This window comes from Gordonia sesuvii, assembly GCF_036350415.1.
GTDB classification, from domain to species: domain Bacteria; phylum Actinomycetota; class Actinomycetes; order Mycobacteriales; family Mycobacteriaceae; genus Gordonia; species Gordonia sesuvii.
The window spans coordinates 392,765-411,404 of record NZ_JAZDUF010000001.1 but is presented as its reverse complement, the minus strand read 5'-3'; the positions used below and the strand labels follow the sequence as shown (position 1 = coordinate 411,404).

Genomic DNA, 18,640 nt, shown 5'->3' with positions numbered 1-18,640 from the left:
GTGAGTCTAATCCACACCTCCCACATCTTTACCGTCAAGTATTCCAATCCTTGATAGGATTGACGTATCGTGCGTCTCATGGACTTCACGATGGGCGACGCCGCCGCAGGTCTGCGCGACGAACTGCGGGCGCTGATCGCCGAGCGCATGCCCCCGGATTTCCGAGGTGCGTTCACCGACAACCCGGAGGATCTCGAAGCGGCCCAGGAGTTCTGTCGCTTTCTCGCCGACCGCGGATTGCTGTGTCTGGCCTGGCCGGTCGAGTTCGGGGGCCGTGGCGCCTCGGTGTGGGAGCAGACGGTCGTCCGTGAGGAGATGTGGGCTCATCACGAGCCGCGTGGTGCCCAGTACATGGGGGTCAACTGGGTGGGGCCGACGATCATGCGACACGGCACCCGCGAACAGCAACAGCAGCACCTCCCGCCGATCGCGCGTGGCGAGGTCATCTGGTGCCAGGGATTCTCCGAACCGGGCTCCGGTTCCGACCTGGCGTCGCTGCGCACCGCGGCGAGGCGCGAGGGGGACGGCTGGAGCATCTCCGGACAGAAGATCTGGACCTCGTACGCCACCATGGCGCAGTGGTGTTTCCTGCTCGCTCGGACGTCGACGGCCGAGCGGAAGCAGCAGGGGCTCACCGTCTTTCTCGTGCCGATGTCCGACCCCGCGATCGAGGTCCGTCCGATCAGTTCGATGCTCGGGCCCCATCACCTCAACGAGGTCTTCTTCAACGAGCTGAAGGTGAGCCAGGATCACGTACTGGGTGTGGTCGACGAGGGCTGGGCGGTGGTGCAGGAGGTGCTGTCGTTCGAGCGCGTCGGCATCGCCCGCTATGCACGCTGCGAGTTCCTGCTGCAACGAGCCCCGTCGGTGCTCGGCGATCGATGGGAGGAGTTGCCCGTCGGTCTCCGGGAACGGTGGGCACGGGAACTCGTCCGGTGCCGTCGGGCGCGTCTGCTCGCTTATCGGGTCGTCTCGACGCAGGCCGAGGGCCGCGTGCGCCCCGGTGACTCGGCCCTGTATCGGATCGCGGTGACGACCCTCGACCAGTCCAGCGCAGATGTTCTCGCAGAGATCGCCGCCTACCTGCCCGCGGACGACGAACAGGCCTCGACCTATCGCGACGACGTGGCCGACCATTGGCGCTACTCGCAGGCCGCGACGGTGTCGTCGGGGAGCATCGAGATGCAGCGAATCCTCCTGGCCCGCGACCTGGTGGCGTCATGAACATCGACCTGTCAACGGAAGCAACAGATTTCGGGTCCGCCGCACTGTCCGCCCTCGCCGCCGCAGGCGGTGACCGGCTCCTCGAGTCCGCCGAGGAGAAGCCGGCGGACCGCGCGTCGGGCATCGAACCGATCCTCGCGCAGCTGGGGGCGTTCGACCTCGACCCTCGTGGCGGCGCAGATGAACTCGAAGCCGCGGCATCCCTGTGCCGAAGCGCGGGGTTCTGGGCTCTCCCGTACCCGGTCGCCGAACGGCTTTCCCGCCCCGCCGATCTCGACACCGATGCGCTCATCGTCGTGTCCGAGCACCACCCCTCGGCGGCTGTGGCGGGCCTCGACCTCCGGATGGCGGCGGTCACGGTGGCAGGTCGTCGGTTCCGGGCGACGGCGATGCCGTCTGACGAACCGCCGCATACTTCCGCGTTCGTCACCCGTCTCGAGCTCGAACCGGTCGACGAGACCACCGACGCGGATCTCGCTCTCGCCCTGGTGTTGCCGATGTGGACGTTGCTCGGGATGCTCGACCGCGCCATGGAGCTCACGCGATCGCACATCCTGCTCCGGGAGCAGTTCGGCCGGCCGCTCGCGCAGCTGCAGGGCGTGCAGTTCCAGCTCACCGATGCGGAGGTCGAGCGTGCCGGTCTCGAGGTCCTCGCCAAGTACGCGCTGTGGAGTATCGATACCGGGCTCGACGAGATGGTCGACGACGCCCTCGCGCTGCGGCTGGCGGCACTCGAGGCCGCCGACACGGTGTTCCGAGTCGCGCATCAACTGCACGGTGCCACCGGGTTCTGTGACGAGACGACACTCTCGTGGCTGTCGCGGCACAGTGTTCCGCTGCGGCGGCTGCCGCTCGGGCTCTCGGCGACGAGCGACGCACTGACCCGTCGCGTCGGCCGACGCGGACTGACCGGGCTGTACCGCGGATCGAGTGAATCGGCCGATGTGCGAGAGGTGGTGGCCCCGTGACCTACGACCTGCCCGACGAACTGAGCGTCGAGCGCGACGGTCCGATCCGGATCGTCACGATCAACCGCCCGCATGAACTCGGGGCGGTCAACCGGTCGTTGCACTGGGCGCTGGCCAACGTGTGGCGGCAGCTGGCAGCGGATCGGGAAGCGGCCGTGGTGATCCTGACGGGCTCGGGGCGCGCGTTCAGCGCGGGCGGCGACCTCGATTGGATCACGTCGTTCCTCGACGATCCCGTCGCACGCGACGACAGCATCCGTGAGGGCGCCGAGATCATCGATGAGATGCTGCGGTTTCCGCTGCCCGTGATCGCCGCGGTCAACGGACCGGCGGTGGGTCTCGGCTGCAGCATGGCGGTGCTGTGCGACGTCGTACTCATCTCCGACACGGCGTATCTCGCCGATCCCCACGTAGCCGTCGGTCTGGTCGCCGGGGACGGGGGTGCGGCGTTCTGGCCGCTGCTGACGCCGATCCTGCGGTCGCGCGAGTACTTGTTCACCGGCGATCGGATCCCGGCCGCGAAGGCGGTGGAACTCGGTCTCGCGACGCGAACCGTCGCTCCCGGCGAACTGATGGGCGAGGCGCGCGAACTGGCGCTTCGCCTGGCGGCGCAGCCGCAGGGCGCGTTGCAGAGCACGAAGCGGATCGTCAACATGTTCCTGTCCCAGGCGCTGGCCGGCCCGCTGCAGGCGGGTTTCGCCGCCGAAGTGGTGACGATGCAGTCCGATGAACACCGTCGACGACTCCGGGCGATGGCCGAGAGGGCCGGTCGCTGATGACGGCGATCACCTCCCACGTGCGCGACCAGCACGATGCAGACCTCCGGGCCGAGGTACGTCAATGGTGCCGAACGCATGTGCCGACGGACTGGCGAGCAGCTCAGACGGGGGCATCGGACGCGGAATTCGTTCGCTTCCAGAAGGAATGGTTCGCCACGCTGCACAGTGCCGGGTACGCGGTCGGCCACTGGCCGGCCGAATGGGGCGGTGGCATGTCCGTCGCCGAGCAGGCCATCCTGTTCCAGGAACTCGCCGCGCACGATGCGCCGCGGCTGGTCCTGCCGTTCGTGTCCATCCACCACGCCGCGTCCACCTTGCTGGCCGCCGGCACCGACGAGCAACGACGGCGGCACCTGCCCGCGATCCTGGACGGAGAGATCTGGTGCCAGGGGTTCTCCGAACCGGGAGCCGGCTCGGACATGGCGGCGCTGTCGACATCGGCGCGCCGGACCGGCGACGCGTACATCGTGAATGGTCAGAAGCTCTGGGCCAGCGGCGCATTGCACGCCGACTGGTGTCTGCTGCTCGCCAGGACGGACCCGAAAGCGCCGAAACGGCAGGGTATCTCGTACTTCCTGCTCGACATGAGCAGTCCCGGCGTCGACGTCCGGCCGATCCGTCAGGCAACGGGTGAGTCGCACTTCTGCGAGATCTTCCTCAACGACGTGGCGATTCCGGCGAGCGGACTCGTCGGTGCCGAGAACGACGGCTGGCGCGTCGCGCAGGAAACCCTCGGCGCCGAGCGGGGCATGACCATGCTCGAACTGGCCGAACGTCTCGGACATGGCGGATTCCCGTGGCTGGTCGAGCTGTGTTCGGCACCGGGGCCGGACGGGTCACGGCCTCTCGACGACACGCGCGTATCGGATCGTCTCGCGCAACTGGAAACCGAGATCACCGGGCTGCGGCTGCTGGCGTCGGAGTTCGTGTCCGCTTCGAGTGGACCGGCCGACGCGTCGATCGTCAAGCTCTACTACAGCGAACTGTTGCAGCGCGTCATGGATTTCGGCGCCGAGGTGGGTGGCCTGGCCGCCCAGACCCAGGTGCGCAAACCGCTCTCGAGCGGGTGGGAGTCGGGCAACTGGGTGCTCGACTTCATCGGCTCGTGGGAGTGGACCATCCCCGGGGGAACGAGCGAGATCCAGCGCACCATCATTGCTGAGCGAGCCCTTGGACTGCCCCGCGAACCGAAGGTGCCGTGATGTCGACACTCACCGAAGATCTGTCCGAGTTCCACGACGAATTGTCCACCGTGGCGCGCGATGTGCTCGCGACGACGATACCCGGCGAGGCCGTCGACTGGAACCTGATCGCCGGCACCGGGTGGCTCGGTCTGGAAGTGCCCACATCGCTCGACGGAGAGGGAGCCGGGTTCGCCGAGGTGGCCGTGATCCTGCGCGAGATCGGGCGGGCAGCTGCCGGCGGGCCTTATCCGGCTGTCGCCGGCGCTGCGGTCGGTGCGCTGACGGCAGCCGCCCCGAGTGCTGCCCGCGACCTGCTGTTGCGTGCGGTGGCCGCCGGCGACGCCGTGCCGGTTCTCGTACTCGACGCAGCGGCGAAGTCCGAGAACGCTTTCCGCGTCGACGAGGTCGGCGACGGCTTCGTCTTGAACGGTACCGCCGAATTCGTCCTCGGCGGCGCAGGCGCAGACACCCTCCTCGTGCCGGTGACCGTGCCGGGCGGTGCGGCGATCGTGGCGGTGCCGCCGACGACGCCTGGTGTGGTCGTCGAGCCACGAGAGGTCGTCGATGCGACGAGGGATCTCGCCCGGGTCACCGCGGAGTCGGTCGCCGTCCGACCGGACGCGGTGTGGCGTCTGCAGGCGCCGGAATCAGTGTCTGCGCTGCGTGATCGGGCGGCGGTGGCGGTGGCGTGTGACAGCCTCGGTGTGGCCGAGGCGATGCTCGAGGCCACCGTCGACCACGTCACGGTCCGTGAACAGTTCGGCCGCGCAATCGGTTCGTTCCAGGCCGTCAAGCATGCGTGCGCCGACATGCTGGTGAACATCACGGTGGCACGTCGACTCGTCGCATCGGCCGTGGGAGAGGTTGCCGGCGGCGGGCCGGGAGCGGTGCGGGCGGCGTCGATGGCCAAGTCCTTCACCAGCGAGATCGCGGTCGAGATCGCCGGCAAGGCCATGCAACTGCACGGCGGGATGGGCTACACGTGGGAGAGCGGCATCCACGTGTATCTGAAGCGCGCGACATTGAATCGCAACCTGTACGGTTCGCCCGCGCAGCACCGCGCGGTCATCGCCGAGGGATATCGGAACCGACGGTAGGAACCGTCAGGTCGCCAGCCGCTGGGTGGCCAGGGCTCGGAGATCGCTGGTCTTGATCTTGGCGCTGCCGGTGAGGCCGATCTCGTCCTCGTCGAAGAACAACACGTGCCGGGGGACCTTGTAGCTCGCCAGCTGTTCGCGCAGGTACCCGCGGATGCGGTCGGGATCGAGATCGGCGCCGTCGTGCGCGACGATGCACGCCACGACCACCTCGCCGAGCGTGTCGTGCGCAACACCCACTGTCCGTGTCACTTTCACACCCGGATGGGAGACCAACACCTCGTCGACCTCCAGTGGTGACACGTTGGCGCCGCCGGTCTTGATGATGTCGGTCAGTCGGCCCTCCCAGAACAGCCGGCCCGCGTCGTCGAGGTAGCCGCTGTCGCCGGTGTGGAAGAAGCCCTCGTCGTCGAGTGTCTCCGACAGCGGGGTACCGATGTAGCCCAGCATCAATGTGGGCCCCTTGACACAGATCTCCCCGCGTTCGGAGAGGGGGAGAGTGTCGCCGGTGAGCGGCTCGACGATCTTCACCGTGTTGCCGGGCAGCGGTTCGCCGCTGCTGCCGCCGATGACCTCCGCGGCCGTGTTGGCCGCGAAACACGTGGTGATGGTGAAGGTCTCGGTGTTGCCGTAGGCGTGCCCGGGCTCGGTGTAGTCCGTCGACACGGTTGCATGTCGCGCGATCGGGGTGTTGCGGTCGACGAATCGCATACTGCTCAGGTCGACATCACCCCAGTTCGGGGCGCCCTCGAGCGCGGCCCATTGATGCGGCCAGGCGACGGGGAAGTTCGCCTTCTCGGCATCCATGAGATCCAGGGCACCCGGCGCGTCGAACGTCGACTGCAGGACCAGCGAGCCCCCGCTGGCCAGGGTGGAACCGAGGGCCATCCCGAAGTTGCCGGACCAGAAGAACCCGTTGGCCGACCAGCAGCGCACGTGGTCGTCGGGGGTCAGACCGTACATGCGGGCAAAGCGCCACATCTGGATGCTGACCCCGCGGTGGGCACTGAGGATGCCCTTCGGTTTGCTCGTCGAGCCGGACGAGAAGAACAGCACCGCGCTGTCACTGGGCTGGGTGGTTGCCGCCGTCGCCTCGACGAGTTCGCGCGGCTGGCTGTTCCCGGCCGCGAGAAACGTGTCCCAGTCGGCGATTCCGGCGACGAACGACGATCCGCCGGTCACCGCGAGATACCGCAGGAACGGATAGGACGTCGATTGAAGTGTCCCCGGCGGAGCCGACGCGATCTGTGGTTCGAGCTCGGTGAGCAGCGCGGTGAAATCGGTCTTCGCCGCGGTGGGCTCCAACAGCAGCACCGAGACGCCGGAGATCCGCAGCAGGTGGTCGAGTTCGGCGGCGGTCGAGAACGTGCTGAACGGCACCGCGACACCACCGGCCAAAGCCGTGCCGAACACCGCGGAGAGCCACTCCGCGCGGTTGGTCATCAACACGCCCACCCGGGAGTCCTTGCCGACGCCGCGGGCGCGCAGGGCGCGTGCGACCTCGACCGATCGTTCCCACAGATCGGTGTAGGACCATCGCAGCACACCGTCGTCCGTGCGCATGGCGAGCGCCTCCCGGTCGGCGTATCTCGTCGTCACCTCGCGGAGGAATCCCGGCAGCGTCAGGGAGCCGAGACCTGGTTCGTCGCTCAGCGGACTACCGGAGGCGACGGACATTTCGACGGTGGGGGACAGGGTGCTCATGACTGACCTCGGTGCTTCGCGATCGGTTACTCAGAGGGGGAGTTCGACTTCGGCCAGGCACGACACCAGCCCGGCGCCGTCCTGATTGGTGAGCTTCAACTTGATCTGTACCAGCGGGACGCCCCACTCCGATTCCGGGATCTTCTCGACGACTTCGGCGTCGAAGTAGGTGACGTCACCTTCGAATGCCGGGGCGCGGAAGTCGGCCTTGGTGTGGCGGACCATTCCGTCGTATCCCGCCCAGTTCGCGAGGTAGTCGGTGCACCAGGCACCCATCGTGGCCCCGTACCCGTAGGCGCGGGCCATGCCCACCTCGCCGGCCTTCTCGGCGTCGATGTGCCCGCGTGACGGGCCGACGTACAGGCCGTCGCGCTTGCGCGGATCGATCTTCGCGTCCTCCTCGTCGAATCCGAAACCTTCCTCCCACCCCGGGTCCTGGTTCACCCACGGATCGTCGACACCCTCGGGGGCGACCCATTCGAAGGTGCCCCAGATGTTGAACAGGAACGCCCGGTATTCGGTGGTGAACGACGCGATGCTGTGCGGTCCGATGACCCGCCGCGGCAATGTGTCTCCGACCTGCACCTCGTCGAAACGGGGTGAGATGCCGAGCCGATTCGACAGCAGCCACTCGCGACGCAACGCTTCGATCTCGACGAGTTCGTCGTTGGTCCACTTCTTCACGACGCCGATCTGGTCGTCGTACATGCCACGCTTGGTCGCCTCTGCGGCGAGGTAACGGATCGCCGTCGACCGCTCGCGCGCGACGAGCGCGCCGTGCTGGTTGGTGTGGGTGGTGTCGCCACGGGAGAACATCGTCGGGCCGGCGAACTTGGTGTCGGCGATCTTGTAGTCGTGGAACCGGCGCTCCTGGAAGAGTTTGTCGCCGGGACGAACGGGTGTCCCGTAGAACCACCATTCCTCGCCACCGAAGATCAGGTGGCTCCCGGGGATGCGGCCGACGCACGCGGGTGCTGCTCCGTGGCCGTAATCCAGTGCGACGGCGATGGATTGAGGTGCGATGAGGCCGCCGTAGCGGGATTCGCGGGCGAACTCCTCGTTCCAGTGGATGGGGTTGGGATTGTCCATCGCCATGACCCAGCGACGGATGTCGGAGGTGCTGCACGGATCCCAGAGCTGACCGCCACCGATCGGCTTGCCCACCCGGTGGTCGACGTCGGAGAGGTCGAGCTCGACCGGGGCGGGCGCCGGGTCGGCCGCCTTCCGGGAACGACGACGGGGGGTGGTGCTCCGGGCCTTCGTGGATCGGGGTTCGGTCGTGCTGCTCAACGTGTGCTCCGCTTTCTCGATTGCCGTTTCATCACTTGATGTTTGACCGAGCGACGTATCGCCGACTGGCGGTCATCGATTGACGTCGACGACGATCCGGCCGCGAACCGAACCGTCCATGAGCCGGCCCGCCGCGGCGACGGACTCCTCGAGGGAGATCTCGTGTGCGATCGACTCGAGTGCGACCGGATCGAGGTCGCGGGCCAGCCGTTCCCATGCGGTGATGCGTGCCGGCCGGGGGGCCATCACGCTGTCGACGCCCAACAGCGAGACGCCGCGGAGGATGAACGGCGCCACCGACGACGGGAAGTCCATGCCCTGTGCGAGACCGCACGCCGCGACGTATCCGCCGTAGCGGGTTTGTGCGCATGCATTGGCGAGCGTGTGGCTGCCGACGGTGTCCACCACCCCGGCCCACCGCTCCTTCTGCAGGGGCTTGCCCTTCTCCGCCAGCTCGCCGCGGTCGACGATGGTGGTGGCGCCGAGGCTCTCCAGATACGCCGACTCCGACGTCTTGCCCGTCGACGCGGCGACGGAGAACCCGGCCTTCGTCAGCAGGGCGATGGCGACACTGCCCACGCCTCCGGTGGCGCCCGTGACGAGCACTTCTCCCAGTTCGGGACGCACTCCGGCGCCGAGGAGGGCATCCACGCAGAGGCTCGCGGTGTAGCCGGCGGTGCCGATGGCCATGGCCTGGCGGGAGGTGAATTCCGAGGGCAGCGGGATCAGCCAATCGCCGTTCAGTCGTGCGCGTTGTGCGAGACCGCCCCAGTGCTTCTCGCCGACGCCCCACCCGTTCAGTACCACCTTGTCCCCGGCAGACCACTGCGCGTGGGAGCTCTCGGTGACGGTGCCGGCGAGGTCGATGCCGGGAACCATCGGGAACGATCGGACCACGGGTGAACTTCCCGTGATGGCGAGGGCGTCCTTGAAGTTCAGCGTGGAGTAGTCGACCTCGATCGCGACATCTCCTTCCGGCAGGTCGGCGATGTCGCGGGACTGAATCGAGACCGATTGTCCCGCTTCGTCTTTCTCGATGACAACCGCTGAAAACTTCGACACGATCGGTCCTTCCCCAGAATGAGAATGTCGTTCTCTCGAAACGTTAACCAATCCTTGTAAGGATTGCAATGGTCGTCTGTGTTCGCGGCGGTCAGCGCGCGGTCCACCCACCGTCGACCACGATCGTCTGACCGGTCACGTAGGCGCCCGCGTCGCTCGCCAGCCACAGGACGGCCCCGACGATGTCGGCCGCGGATCCCTGCATGGGCAGCGGAGTGTTGCGGCGCAGATACTCCGCGGCGCGTTCGCTCTCGTAGAGAGGCGCGGTGATCTCGCTGCGGAAGAATCCCGGCGCCACGGTGTTCACCCGGATCGAATGGCGGGCCCACTGCACGGCCAGCTCCGCGGTCAGTCCGGACAGGCCGGCCTTGCTCGCCGCGTACGACGCCTGCGGGATACCGGGGATGCCGACACGGCCGCTGATCGACGAGATGTTCACGATGGCCCCGCGGCCGCGATCGCGCATGTGCGGGAAGACGGTCTGGGCGAGTACGAATGGCGCCATCAGGTTGAGGCCCAGGGTCTGGCGGATCGCGTCGACCGGTTCGGATTCGGCACGTTCCTCGGTGAACATGCTGCCGGCCGCGTTCACCAGGATCTCGGGCGGACCCAGCGTCGCGTCGACCTCGGATGCGATGTCGCTCAGCTGGTCCAGGTCGGAGAGGTCGCGGGCCAGGCACATGCCGTCGATGCGTTCGGCGACCTCGGTCAGCCGCTCGCGACGCCGGGCGACGAGGGCGACCCGCGCCCCCGCCGAGGCCAGCGCCTCGGCCACCGCAACGCCCAGTCCGGACGACGCCCCGGTCACCACGGCGACCCGGCCGTCGAGGTCGAACATCTCCGCGGCGCGTGGGCCGGTTTGGGGCATCATGGCGCGCTCCTGTTGGTGATCCCGTCGACGAGGCCGGGAAGATCGATGCGGATCACCTTGCCCATGGCGTTCACCGGCAGGGTCTGCACCTGCGTCCACTTCTCCGGGATCTTGTAGGGGGAGAGTTCATGTCGGCAGAGATCCGCGAGCGAATCGAAGTCGACGGGGGTGCCGGTGCCCTCGACGACCGCGGCCACTCGTTGGCCCAGCCGATCGTCGGGGACCGGGTAGACGGCGACCTTGGCGACCTGTGGGTCGGTTCCGATGACGCGCTCCACCTCGAGCGGGTACACGTTGGCGCCGCCTCGGATGATCACCAGTTTCTTGCGATCGAGGACGGTCAGCCAGCCGTCGTCGTCGACCGTGCCGACGTCTCCGGTGGGTATGGGTCCCGGGTCGACCCGCCGCACACCGCCGTCCTCCCAGTGGCCGAGCATCGGACGCCATGCGCCTGCCCAATCGCCCTCGGTGCGGCCGGAGAGCTTCAGCTCGCCGAGTTCTCCGGCGGGGAGCCGTTTTCCGTCGTCGTCATAGGCGGCGACGTCATAGTGCGCGAGGACCTGACCGCTGCTGCGTGGACGCCACCGGGTGCCCGGCGGATCGATCGACACCACGGTCGGCGCCTCGGTGAGGCCGTACGTCGCGCGGGGAACGATGCCATGTGCGGCTGCGAATTCCTCGCGCAACTCGTCGGACGTGTCGCTACCACCACTCCACACCTCCGCCAACGAGCCGAGGTCGACGTCGCGGCGGCGCGCGAGGTCGTAGAGCTGGGCGGGTGCTCCGTTCCAGACGGTCACGTTCCGCTCGGTGATCCAGTCGATGACTCCGGCGACGTCGCGCCGGTTCATGATGACCGCACAGCCGCCGGACTGGGCTGTCAACAGGGTCGACAACACCATCAGGTTGAGGATCGTCAGCGGGAAACTGTCGCCCTTGCGCAAGGTCGGTCCCCAGCCGCGGGTCGCACCGAGGACGGCTCCCGGCAGAAGCAGGTTGCGCTGGCTGTGCACAACGGCTTTCGGACGTCCCGAGGTTCCGCTGGTGAACGCGATCCCGGCAGGCGCGTCGACGTCGACGCCGATGTCGGGTGCGGAATCGGCGCGGGTCAGCGCGTCCGACCACCGGTCGGCATCCACCCGGTCCGGCGAATCCACTCGGTAGTTCGCGCCGGCCAGGGTCACCGTCGGCCCGCACAGGTCGTGGAGGTACTGCTGCTCGCCCGGCGCGAGGGCCTCGCCGATGCCGGCCCAGATCGCGCCGATGCGTTGGGCTCCGTGGAAGGCCGCGACGATGTCGAGATCGTTGGGCAGGCACGCGGCGACCCGGTCGCCGGGCCGGACGCCCAGTGACCAGAGCGCGCCGGCCGCTCGGTGTGCGTGACGGTCGAGGTCCGTGTAGGACCACACCCCGGACACTGCTTCGACGGCCGGTGCGTCGGGGTTCGCGGCGAGCGCCGGAGCGAGCACAGACCCGATCGTCCTGAAATTCCTCACCCGACATTGATACCACTATCCTTGTAAGGATTGATCTGATAGCTTCACCCGGGTGGAACACACTGGTCCGCTGTCCGGCGTGCGCGTGGTCGACCTCACGGCCATGGTGATGGGGCCGTACTGCACTCAGATCCTGGCCGACATGGGCGCCGATGTGGTGAAGATCGAGACGCCGGCCGGCGACAACACCCGGTACATCTCCGTCGGCCCGGAGGCCGCGATGGCCGGAGTGTTCGTCAACGTCAACCGCGGGAAGCGCAGTGTGGTCCTCGATCTGCGCAGCGAGGACGGCAAGACCGCCCTCCGCGAACTCATCGTCGACGCCGATGTGTTCATCCACTCGATGCGAGGCGCGGCGATCACCCGACTCGGTTTCGGTTACGACGAGGTGGCCGCCATCAACCCATCCATCGTCTACACGAACTGCTACGGATACGGGCGCCGCGGTCCCGACGCAAACCGAACCGCCTACGACGACACCATCCAGGCGGAATGCGGACTGCCGTCGGTGCAGGAGCAACTCACCGGGGAGGCCGGCTACGTCGGCACGATCATGGCCGACAAGATCGGTGGGATGACGGCGCTGTACGCGACGATGATGGCGCTGTTCCATCGCGAGCGGACCGGGGAAGGGCAGGAGGTCGAGGTCGGGATGTTCGAGACCATGGCGGCCTTCATGCTCGTCGAGCACGCCAACGGCGCCATGTTCGATCCACCACTCGGGCCCGCCGCCTACCCCCGGGCCATATCGCGCAATCGAAAGCCATACCGCACCAAGGACGGTCACATCTCCGCGCTGGTCTACAACGACAAGCAGTGGACGGCCTTCACCGAAGCGGTCAACCCGTCCTGGGCCGGGCCCGAGTTCGCGACCCTCGCGCAGCGCGCCGCACAGATCGACACCGTGTACGCATTGCTCGGTGATACGTTCTCCGAACGCACGACCCAGGAGTGGCTGGATCTGCTCTGGTCCCTCGACATCCCGGCCGCGCCCGTCAACAGTCTCGACGACCTCTTCGACAACCAGCACCTCGACGCCGTCGGCTTCTTCCAGGACGTCGAGACCCCGAACGGCACAGTGCGTTTCCCCGGTTCGCCGGTATGGTTCTCGTCCACGCCAGGCAGGATCGCCGGACCTGCGCCGCGACTCGGCGCCGACACCGACGACGTACTCGACGAGGTGCGGAATCGGGCCACGGCCCAGGCAGAGCGGAACCGATGACCGTCACGTTGCCCGCACCGGACCTGGACCTGTCGATGTGCGTTCGGCCCGGCGACCACATCGTCATCGGACAGGCATGTGGGGAGCCGACCACACTGCTCGAGGCGATGACGGCGCAGGCCGGCGCGATCGGCGATCTCTCGGCGTTCGTCGCGACGAGCTTCTCCGGGACGCTCGCCTCGGCGGCCGAGGGCGGGGTGGCGATGTCCAGCATGGGTGCCATCGGAACCCTGCGAACGCTGGCGAAGGCCCAGGCACTCGACATCATCCCGTGTCACGTCGGCCAGGTCGCACCGATGATCGCGGCCGGATATCTCCGGTGCGACGCCGCGTTCGTACAGGTGAGTCCCGCCGATGCCGTCGGCAACCACAGTCTCGGTCTCATCAGTGACTACGTCGGGGCTGCCGTCGACAAAGCGCGGGTGGTGGTCGCGGAGATCAACGACCAGGTTCCCCACACCTACGGCGAGGTTCTTCCCACCTCGAAGATCGATGTCGCGGTGCATGTCTCGAGACCGCCGATTCAGGTGTCGCCCGCCCGGATCACGGCGACCGACCAATCGATCGCCGAGTTCGCCGCCGCCTACATCGAGGACGGCTCGGTGATCCAGATGGGTGTTGGTGCAGTTCCCGACGCCATGCTGCAGTTGCTCGTCGACCGCAGAGACCTCGGTGTGCACTCGGGCATGGTCGGCGACGGACTGGTCGACCTGGTGGAGGCGGGCGCGGTCACGAACGCGCGCAAGCGGATCGACAGGGGCGTCACCGTGACAGGCGCCCTGATCGGCACGACGCGGCTATACGACTTCGCCCACCGCAATCCGGACCTCCGCATGTGCGCCACCTCGTACACACACGATGCCGGGGTCATGGCGCAACTGGACAACCTGGTGACCATCAACTCGGCGGTCGAGGTCGATCTCACCGGACAGGTGAACGCCGAACAGAGCGGTGCGTCGTACCTCGGCGGGACGGGCGGTCAAGTGGATTTCGTCCGTGCCGGGGCTCGCTCGCCGGGCGGCCACGCAATCGTCGCCCTGCCCGCAACGGCGAAGGGCGGCAGCGTCAGTCGCATCACCGCAGGGCTGTCCGGGCCGGTGACCACGGCCCGCAGTGAGGTGGATGTGGTGATCACCGAGTTCGGTGCCGCCGAACTGCGCGGACAGACCCTCACTGAACGCACCCGCCGACTGATCGCCATCGCGCACCCGGATTTCCAGGAGGATCTCGATCGCGATGCCCACGAGATCCGTCGGCGCAGATTCTAGGACGGAGGAGCGGACATGGAAGACGCCGTACTGTTCGATACCGACGGCGAGATCGCGATCATCACGCTGAACCGACCGGAGACCCGCAACTGTCTGTCACGCGAGGTCCGCGACGGTCTGGCCGACGCGTGGGACCGCTTCGAGAACACCGCAGCCCTGCGTGTCGCGATCCTCACCGGTTCCGGTGAGACCTTCTGTGCCGGCGGGGATCTGAAAGAGATGGTGGCAACCGGGATGCGGGTGCCGCCGCGCGACATGTTCGCGTTGCCCTACGACACGGTGGAACTGTCCAAACCGACCATCGCCGCCGTCAACGGTGCGGCCTTCGCCGGCGGATGGATGATCGCCCAGGCGTGCGACCTGTGCGTGGCCAGTGACCGGGCGAGGTTCGCGGTCACCGAGGTCAAGGTGGGTCGCAGTTCCCCATGGGCAGCGCCGCTGATCCACATGATCGGCCAGCGCATCATGATGGAGATCCTGCTGACCGGCAAGCCGATCACGGCGCAACGCGCCTACGAGATCGGCCTCGTCAACCGGCTCGCGGCGCCGGAGGCTTTGATGGACACCGCGTTCGGGCTGGCGCATGAGGTCCTCGCCGGTGCGCCGCTGTCGGTGCGGGCGGCGCGGGACACGGTGATGCTCGCGACGGAGATGGGACGTTCGGCCGCCCTGCAGGCGGCTCGTGCCGCCGCCGAACTCTGCTATCACAGCGACGACGCGCAGGAAGGCCCCGCGGCGTTCGCCGAGAAGCGCACCCCGATCTGGCAGGGGCGCTGACCACGGCGGGGTGAGCCGATCTAGTGTCCCGCACCGGAAATTCGTTGATGATTTCGACGCCCAGGCGGCGCCTCGCTTCGTTGGCGTCGTCGCAGGTACATCCAGTACCTGCTCCTCCGCCGCCTCGCGATGCATCCACCTGGACCGCCGAACTCATGAAACGAATTTCCGGCGCGGGACACTCGTCGCCGGCTCAGGAGTCCTCGGCGCCGAAGTAGGCGGCGTGCAGCGCATCCCGATCGTCGAGCAGCTCGCTCGCGTCGCCTTCGAGAACGACGCGGCCGTTGTTGAGCACGATCGCCCGATCGGACACCGAGAGAGCCAGATCGACGTGTTGTTCGACGAGCAGCACCGCGATTCCCTCGTCCCGGGCGAGCGTGCGCAACGCCGGGAGCAGCTCTTCGACGACCTTGGGTGCGAGGCCGAGACTCATCTCGTCGACCATCAGGATTCGAGGTGCGGCGAGGAGTGCGCCGGCGATCGCCAGCATCTGTTGTTCACCGCCGGAGAGCAGGCCGACCTTGCGCGACATCAGCGGGGACAGCACGGGGAACCGGTCGAGGACCCGCTCGAGCCGCGCGGGATCGGGGCGATCCCGGCACAGGCGGAGGTGATCACGCACCGTCATCGACGCGAACAGGCCGCGGTCGTCCGGGACCAGCCGCAAGCCGCGTCGCGCCATGACGTGGGGTCGTTTGTGATTCACCTTCTGGCCCAGGGCGCTGACACTGCCCGACAGGGGAGCGAGCAGACCCGCGAGCGTGAGGAGTGTCGTCGTCTTCCCTGCGCCATTGGGTCCGAGAACGGACACGATCTCGCCCGGGTCGAGGGTGAGATCGAAACCGAAGACGGCGGGTACCGATTGATGGCCGGCGGTCAGGTCCGTTGCGATCAAGGCGGATTCAGGCATCGTTCGTCTCCATGGGTGCGCCGAGGTAGGCGGCGATCACCGCGGGGTCGGTGCGGGCCTCCTGCGGAGTACCGGCGAAGATGATCTTGCCGAACTCCATCACGTAGACACGATCACAGACCCCGAGGACCAGCGACATGTCGTGATCGATCAGGAGCACACCGATGCCGCGGACACTGATGTCGCGGATCCGGTCGGCGAACTCGCGACTCTCCTCGGTGTCGAGTCCGGCTGCGGGTTCGTCGAGGAGCAGCACCCGGCAGTTCCCGCCGAGTGCGCGGGCCACCCCGACGAGTTTCTGGCGGCCGAGGGTCAGATCTCGCGCCGGCGTGGCACCGGCCGAGCCGAGTCCCACCGTCTCCAGCGCATTCCTGACCTCGGCGTCCGTGTCTCGGCGACGTGGGACGACGATGTCGCGCCACAGCGCGCTGAGGCCGCCGGGTCGGAGCGCGGTCACGACGTTCTGCGTGACGGTCAGATTCGCGAAGAGCTCACCGGACTGCCAGGTCCGGGACAGCCCTGCCCGTCGGCGCCGGAATGCGGGAAGTCGGCTGACGTCCGTGTCGTCCACCGCGACGGTGCCGGTCGATCGCGTGAAGCCGGTGACGGCGTCGACGAATGTCGTCTTGCCGGCCCCGTTCGGGCCGATGAGCCCCACGATCTCGCCGGTACCGACGGTGATCGACACGTCGTCGTTGGCGACCACACCGCCGTAGCGGACGGTCAGGCCTTCGGTGCGCAGGCCCGCTGCTCCGAGGTCACCTGGCATGGTGGAACACCTCCGTCGTGCTGTCCGCGTCGCTCGCCGTCGTGGGTGATGTCGGTCCTGCCGGTGCCTCCGGTGAGGGATGTCGCAGACGTGCCTGGAGGCGCTCACCGATCCGGATCGCTTCGCCTGCGATGCCGACCGGGTTCAGGATTGCGGTGAGGATGAGTGCGAGACCGGCGATCAGCGCATAGTAGTCGCCGAGTTCGAAGACGTTGTGGACCAGCACATAGATGATTCCGAGTGGCCCGATGAGCCCGGCGATCGCGGCGCCGCTGAACGAGGTGATGCCGCCGAGGTAGGCGACGGCCAGGGTCTGCAGACCGACGAACACGGTGAACGACGCCGCCGACAACTGCCCGGCGCTGTAGCCGATGAGACAGCCGGCGACACCCGCGATGAACGCCGAGACGCCGAACCCGATGAGCTTGGTGAGTCGGACATCGATCCCGCTCGACGCGGCGGCCCGCTCGTTGGCCCGGACGGCGAGGAAAGTCCGTCCGGTGTCGCCGGACACGAGCCGCACGAACAACCAGACGACGATCGCGGCCACCGCCAGCACCGTCAACGAGAACGGTAGTCGCGAGATATCCTGCCCAGCACGGACACTGAGATCGAGGCCGAATAGGCTGGGCTCGGCGATCGGATTCCCCGACGGTGGGGTGAGGCTGTAGTTGTCGAAGACGAAACGCTCGATCGCCAGCCCGGCCGCCAACGTCACGATCGCCAGCTGAGCGCCCCGGATCCGGAAGGCCGGCAGCGCCACGACCATGCCCAGCACGGCCGCGACGGACGATGCCACGACGATCGCGATCGGGAACGGCAGATCCCAGTGGGTCGTCACCTTCGACAGGGTGAACCCGGCGGCACCCGCGAATGCGGTCTGTGCCAGCGAGATCTGACCGAGGTAGCCGGTGATGACGACGTAGGAGAGCGCCAGGAGCATCAGGATGATCGAGTACGTCAGGCCGAATCGGTAGACCCCGGACGTCGATGCGAGGAGCACGGCCGTCGCGACGACGAGGACGGCAGCGGGAATCGGCCGGAATCGGGGGACCCGAACGTCGGGCAGATTGATGCTCGGCAGTGATCCGCGCGATGGCAGCCGTCCGCCGAACAGGAAAAGGATCACGATGACGATCAGGAAGGGGACGACCTGGTCGATCCCGGACTGCGCCCACGTCGGCCACCAGTCCTCCCCGGCCAGGAGGTTCAGGACGGATTGGAATGCACCCAGAACGAGAGCGGCGACCGCCGCCACGGCCACCGATTCCATCCGGGCCACCAACAGCACCGCGAGCGCGGGCACGACGAGCAGCGTGTAGATCTGCGGATTGAGACCGGTCAGCCCGGCCCCGAGGATCACGCCGATGGTGCTCACCAACGCGCCGAGCACCATCGCGATGGCTGCCAACGCATCCGGGGAGAAACCGAGAAGCGTTGCGCCGCGCTCGTTCTCTGCGGCGGCGCGAGTGGCCCTGCCGGCGCGGGTGAATCGGAGATAGGCCCAGATGAGGACGGAGGTGACGATCATGATCGCCGCCATCCACACCTCCGCCGACGAGACCGCGGTGCCGAACAGCTCCACCTCACCGGCGGGGATCAGGGACTCGAAGGTGATGTTGTTGGGACCGAACCTGATGACGACCAGCGCCTGTAGCGTCAACATCAACCCGATCGACACGACGACCTGCGCCAGAGCGGGCGCCCGCCGCACCGGCCGGAAGACGAGGTAGTGCGCCGCCACGCCCAACAGGACCGCGTTGGCCAGACCCAGCACGAGGCAGACCCAGGTGTCCGGTGGCTCGGCGAAGGCGATACGGCCGACGGGCAGGACCAGTTCGCCGTCCGCACTCAACTGGGCGTAGACATAGGCACCCCACATGGCGATGGCGCCTTGCGCGAAGTTGATGATACCGGTGGACCGGTACACCAGGATCAGTCCGTTGGCGAGGCCGATGTAGACCGCACCGAGACCGAGTCCGAGAACTGCGAACTGAAGGTATGTGCTCATGATCGCTC

At 67.6% G+C, this 18,640-nt stretch carries 16 protein-coding genes; 8 read left to right on the top strand and 8 right to left on the bottom strand.

The window, feature by feature from the left end:
* Positions 1–78: 78 nt before the first annotated feature.
* From VZC37_RS01860 to VZC37_RS01840, 5 genes are read left to right on the top strand one after another with little or no spacing between them, the layout of a single operon-like run.
* Positions 79–1,224, top strand: coding sequence for an acyl-CoA dehydrogenase family protein (locus VZC37_RS01860; protein ID WP_330430718.1), 1,146 nt, complete (start codon positions 79–81; stop codon positions 1,222–1,224).
* A complete protein-coding gene (locus tag VZC37_RS01855; protein ID WP_330430717.1) occupies positions 1,221–2,192 on the top strand; it encodes an acyl-CoA dehydrogenase family protein in 972 nt (323 codons plus the stop codon). The genes VZC37_RS01860 and VZC37_RS01855 overlap by 4 nt, the downstream gene beginning before the upstream one ends.
* Complete coding sequence (locus VZC37_RS01850) at positions 2,189–2,968, top strand: enoyl-CoA hydratase/isomerase family protein (RefSeq protein ID WP_330430716.1); 780 nt, start codon at positions 2,189–2,191, stop codon at positions 2,966–2,968. The genes VZC37_RS01855 and VZC37_RS01850 overlap by 4 nt, the downstream gene beginning before the upstream one ends.
* Positions 2,968–4,173: an acyl-CoA dehydrogenase family protein gene (locus VZC37_RS01845; RefSeq protein ID WP_330430715.1), complete on the top strand. Its 1,206-nt coding sequence runs from the start codon at positions 2,968–2,970 to the stop codon at positions 4,171–4,173. The genes VZC37_RS01850 and VZC37_RS01845 overlap by 1 nt, the downstream gene beginning before the upstream one ends.
* Complete coding sequence (locus VZC37_RS01840; protein ID WP_330430714.1) at positions 4,173–5,252, top strand: acyl-CoA dehydrogenase family protein; 1,080 nt, start codon at positions 4,173–4,175, stop codon at positions 5,250–5,252. The genes VZC37_RS01845 and VZC37_RS01840 overlap by 1 nt, the downstream gene beginning before the upstream one ends.
* 6 nt (positions 5,253–5,258) lie before the next feature.
* Here the strand turns inward: VZC37_RS01840 and VZC37_RS01835 are convergent, their stop codons facing one another.
* The 5 genes from VZC37_RS01835 to VZC37_RS01815 all read right to left on the bottom strand — a co-directional run bounded on the left by VZC37_RS01835 (position 5,259) and on the right by VZC37_RS01815 (position 11,648).
* Entirely contained in the window at positions 5,259–6,956 is a 1,698-nt protein-coding gene (locus VZC37_RS01835) for a class I adenylate-forming enzyme family protein (protein WP_330430713.1), read from the bottom strand.
* Positions 6,957–6,986: 30 nt separating this feature from the next.
* Positions 6,987–8,246: a MaoC family dehydratase gene (locus tag VZC37_RS01830; protein WP_330430712.1), complete on the bottom strand. Its 1,260-nt coding sequence runs from the start codon at positions 8,244–8,246 to the stop codon at positions 6,987–6,989.
* A 72-nt stretch (positions 8,247–8,318) separates the two neighbouring features.
* Positions 8,319–9,311, bottom strand: coding sequence for an acrylyl-CoA reductase (NADPH) (gene acuI / locus VZC37_RS01825; RefSeq protein ID WP_431309339.1), 993 nt, complete (start codon positions 9,309–9,311; stop codon positions 8,319–8,321).
* Between the two features lie 88 nt (positions 9,312–9,399).
* Positions 9,400–10,179 carry an SDR family NAD(P)-dependent oxidoreductase gene (locus VZC37_RS01820; protein ID WP_330430710.1) on the bottom strand — a complete coding sequence of 260 codons (780 nt, stop codon included), beginning with the start codon at positions 10,177–10,179 and terminating at the stop codon, positions 9,400–9,402.
* Entirely contained in the window at positions 10,176–11,648 is a 1,473-nt protein-coding gene (locus VZC37_RS01815) for a class I adenylate-forming enzyme family protein (RefSeq protein ID WP_330430709.1), read from the bottom strand. Before VZC37_RS01815 ends, VZC37_RS01820 begins: the two co-directional genes overlap by 4 nt.
* Positions 11,649–11,727: 79 nt before the next feature.
* Here VZC37_RS01815 and VZC37_RS01810 point away from each other — a divergent pair, with 79 nt between their 5' ends.
* From VZC37_RS01810 to VZC37_RS01800, 3 genes are read left to right on the top strand one after another with little or no spacing between them, the layout of a single operon-like run.
* Positions 11,728–12,897 carry a CaiB/BaiF CoA transferase family protein gene (locus VZC37_RS01810; RefSeq protein WP_330430708.1) on the top strand — a complete coding sequence of 390 codons (1,170 nt, stop codon included), beginning with the start codon at positions 11,728–11,730 and terminating at the stop codon, positions 12,895–12,897.
* Positions 12,894–14,165 (top strand): acetyl-CoA hydrolase/transferase family protein, encoded by a 1,272-nt coding sequence (locus tag VZC37_RS01805; RefSeq protein WP_330430707.1) that lies wholly within the window; start codon positions 12,894–12,896, stop codon positions 14,163–14,165. Before VZC37_RS01810 ends, VZC37_RS01805 begins: the two co-directional genes overlap by 4 nt.
* Before the next feature lie 15 nt (positions 14,166–14,180).
* Positions 14,181–14,942 carry an enoyl-CoA hydratase/isomerase family protein gene (locus VZC37_RS01800; protein WP_330430706.1) on the top strand — a complete coding sequence of 254 codons (762 nt, stop codon included), beginning with the start codon at positions 14,181–14,183 and terminating at the stop codon, positions 14,940–14,942.
* A 193-nt stretch (positions 14,943–15,135) separates the two neighbouring features.
* Here the strand turns inward: VZC37_RS01800 and VZC37_RS01795 are convergent, their stop codons facing one another.
* The 3 genes from VZC37_RS01795 to VZC37_RS01785 are packed head-to-tail and all read right to left on the bottom strand — an operon-like array spanning position 15,136 to position 18,632.
* Positions 15,136–15,852 carry an ABC transporter ATP-binding protein gene (locus VZC37_RS01795; RefSeq protein WP_330430705.1) on the bottom strand — a complete coding sequence of 239 codons (717 nt, stop codon included), beginning with the start codon at positions 15,850–15,852 and terminating at the stop codon, positions 15,136–15,138.
* The gene (locus VZC37_RS01790) at positions 15,845–16,621 is read right to left on the bottom strand and encodes an ABC transporter ATP-binding protein (protein WP_330430704.1); all 777 of its coding nucleotides are present in this window, start codon (positions 16,619–16,621) and stop codon (positions 15,845–15,847) included. The genes VZC37_RS01795 and VZC37_RS01790 overlap by 8 nt, the downstream gene beginning before the upstream one ends.
* Positions 16,611–18,632, bottom strand: a complete 2,022-nt coding sequence (locus VZC37_RS01785; protein WP_330430703.1) for an ABC transporter permease — start codon at positions 18,630–18,632, stop codon at positions 16,611–16,613. The genes VZC37_RS01790 and VZC37_RS01785 overlap by 11 nt, the downstream gene beginning before the upstream one ends.
* Positions 18,633–18,640 lie beyond the last annotated feature (8 nt).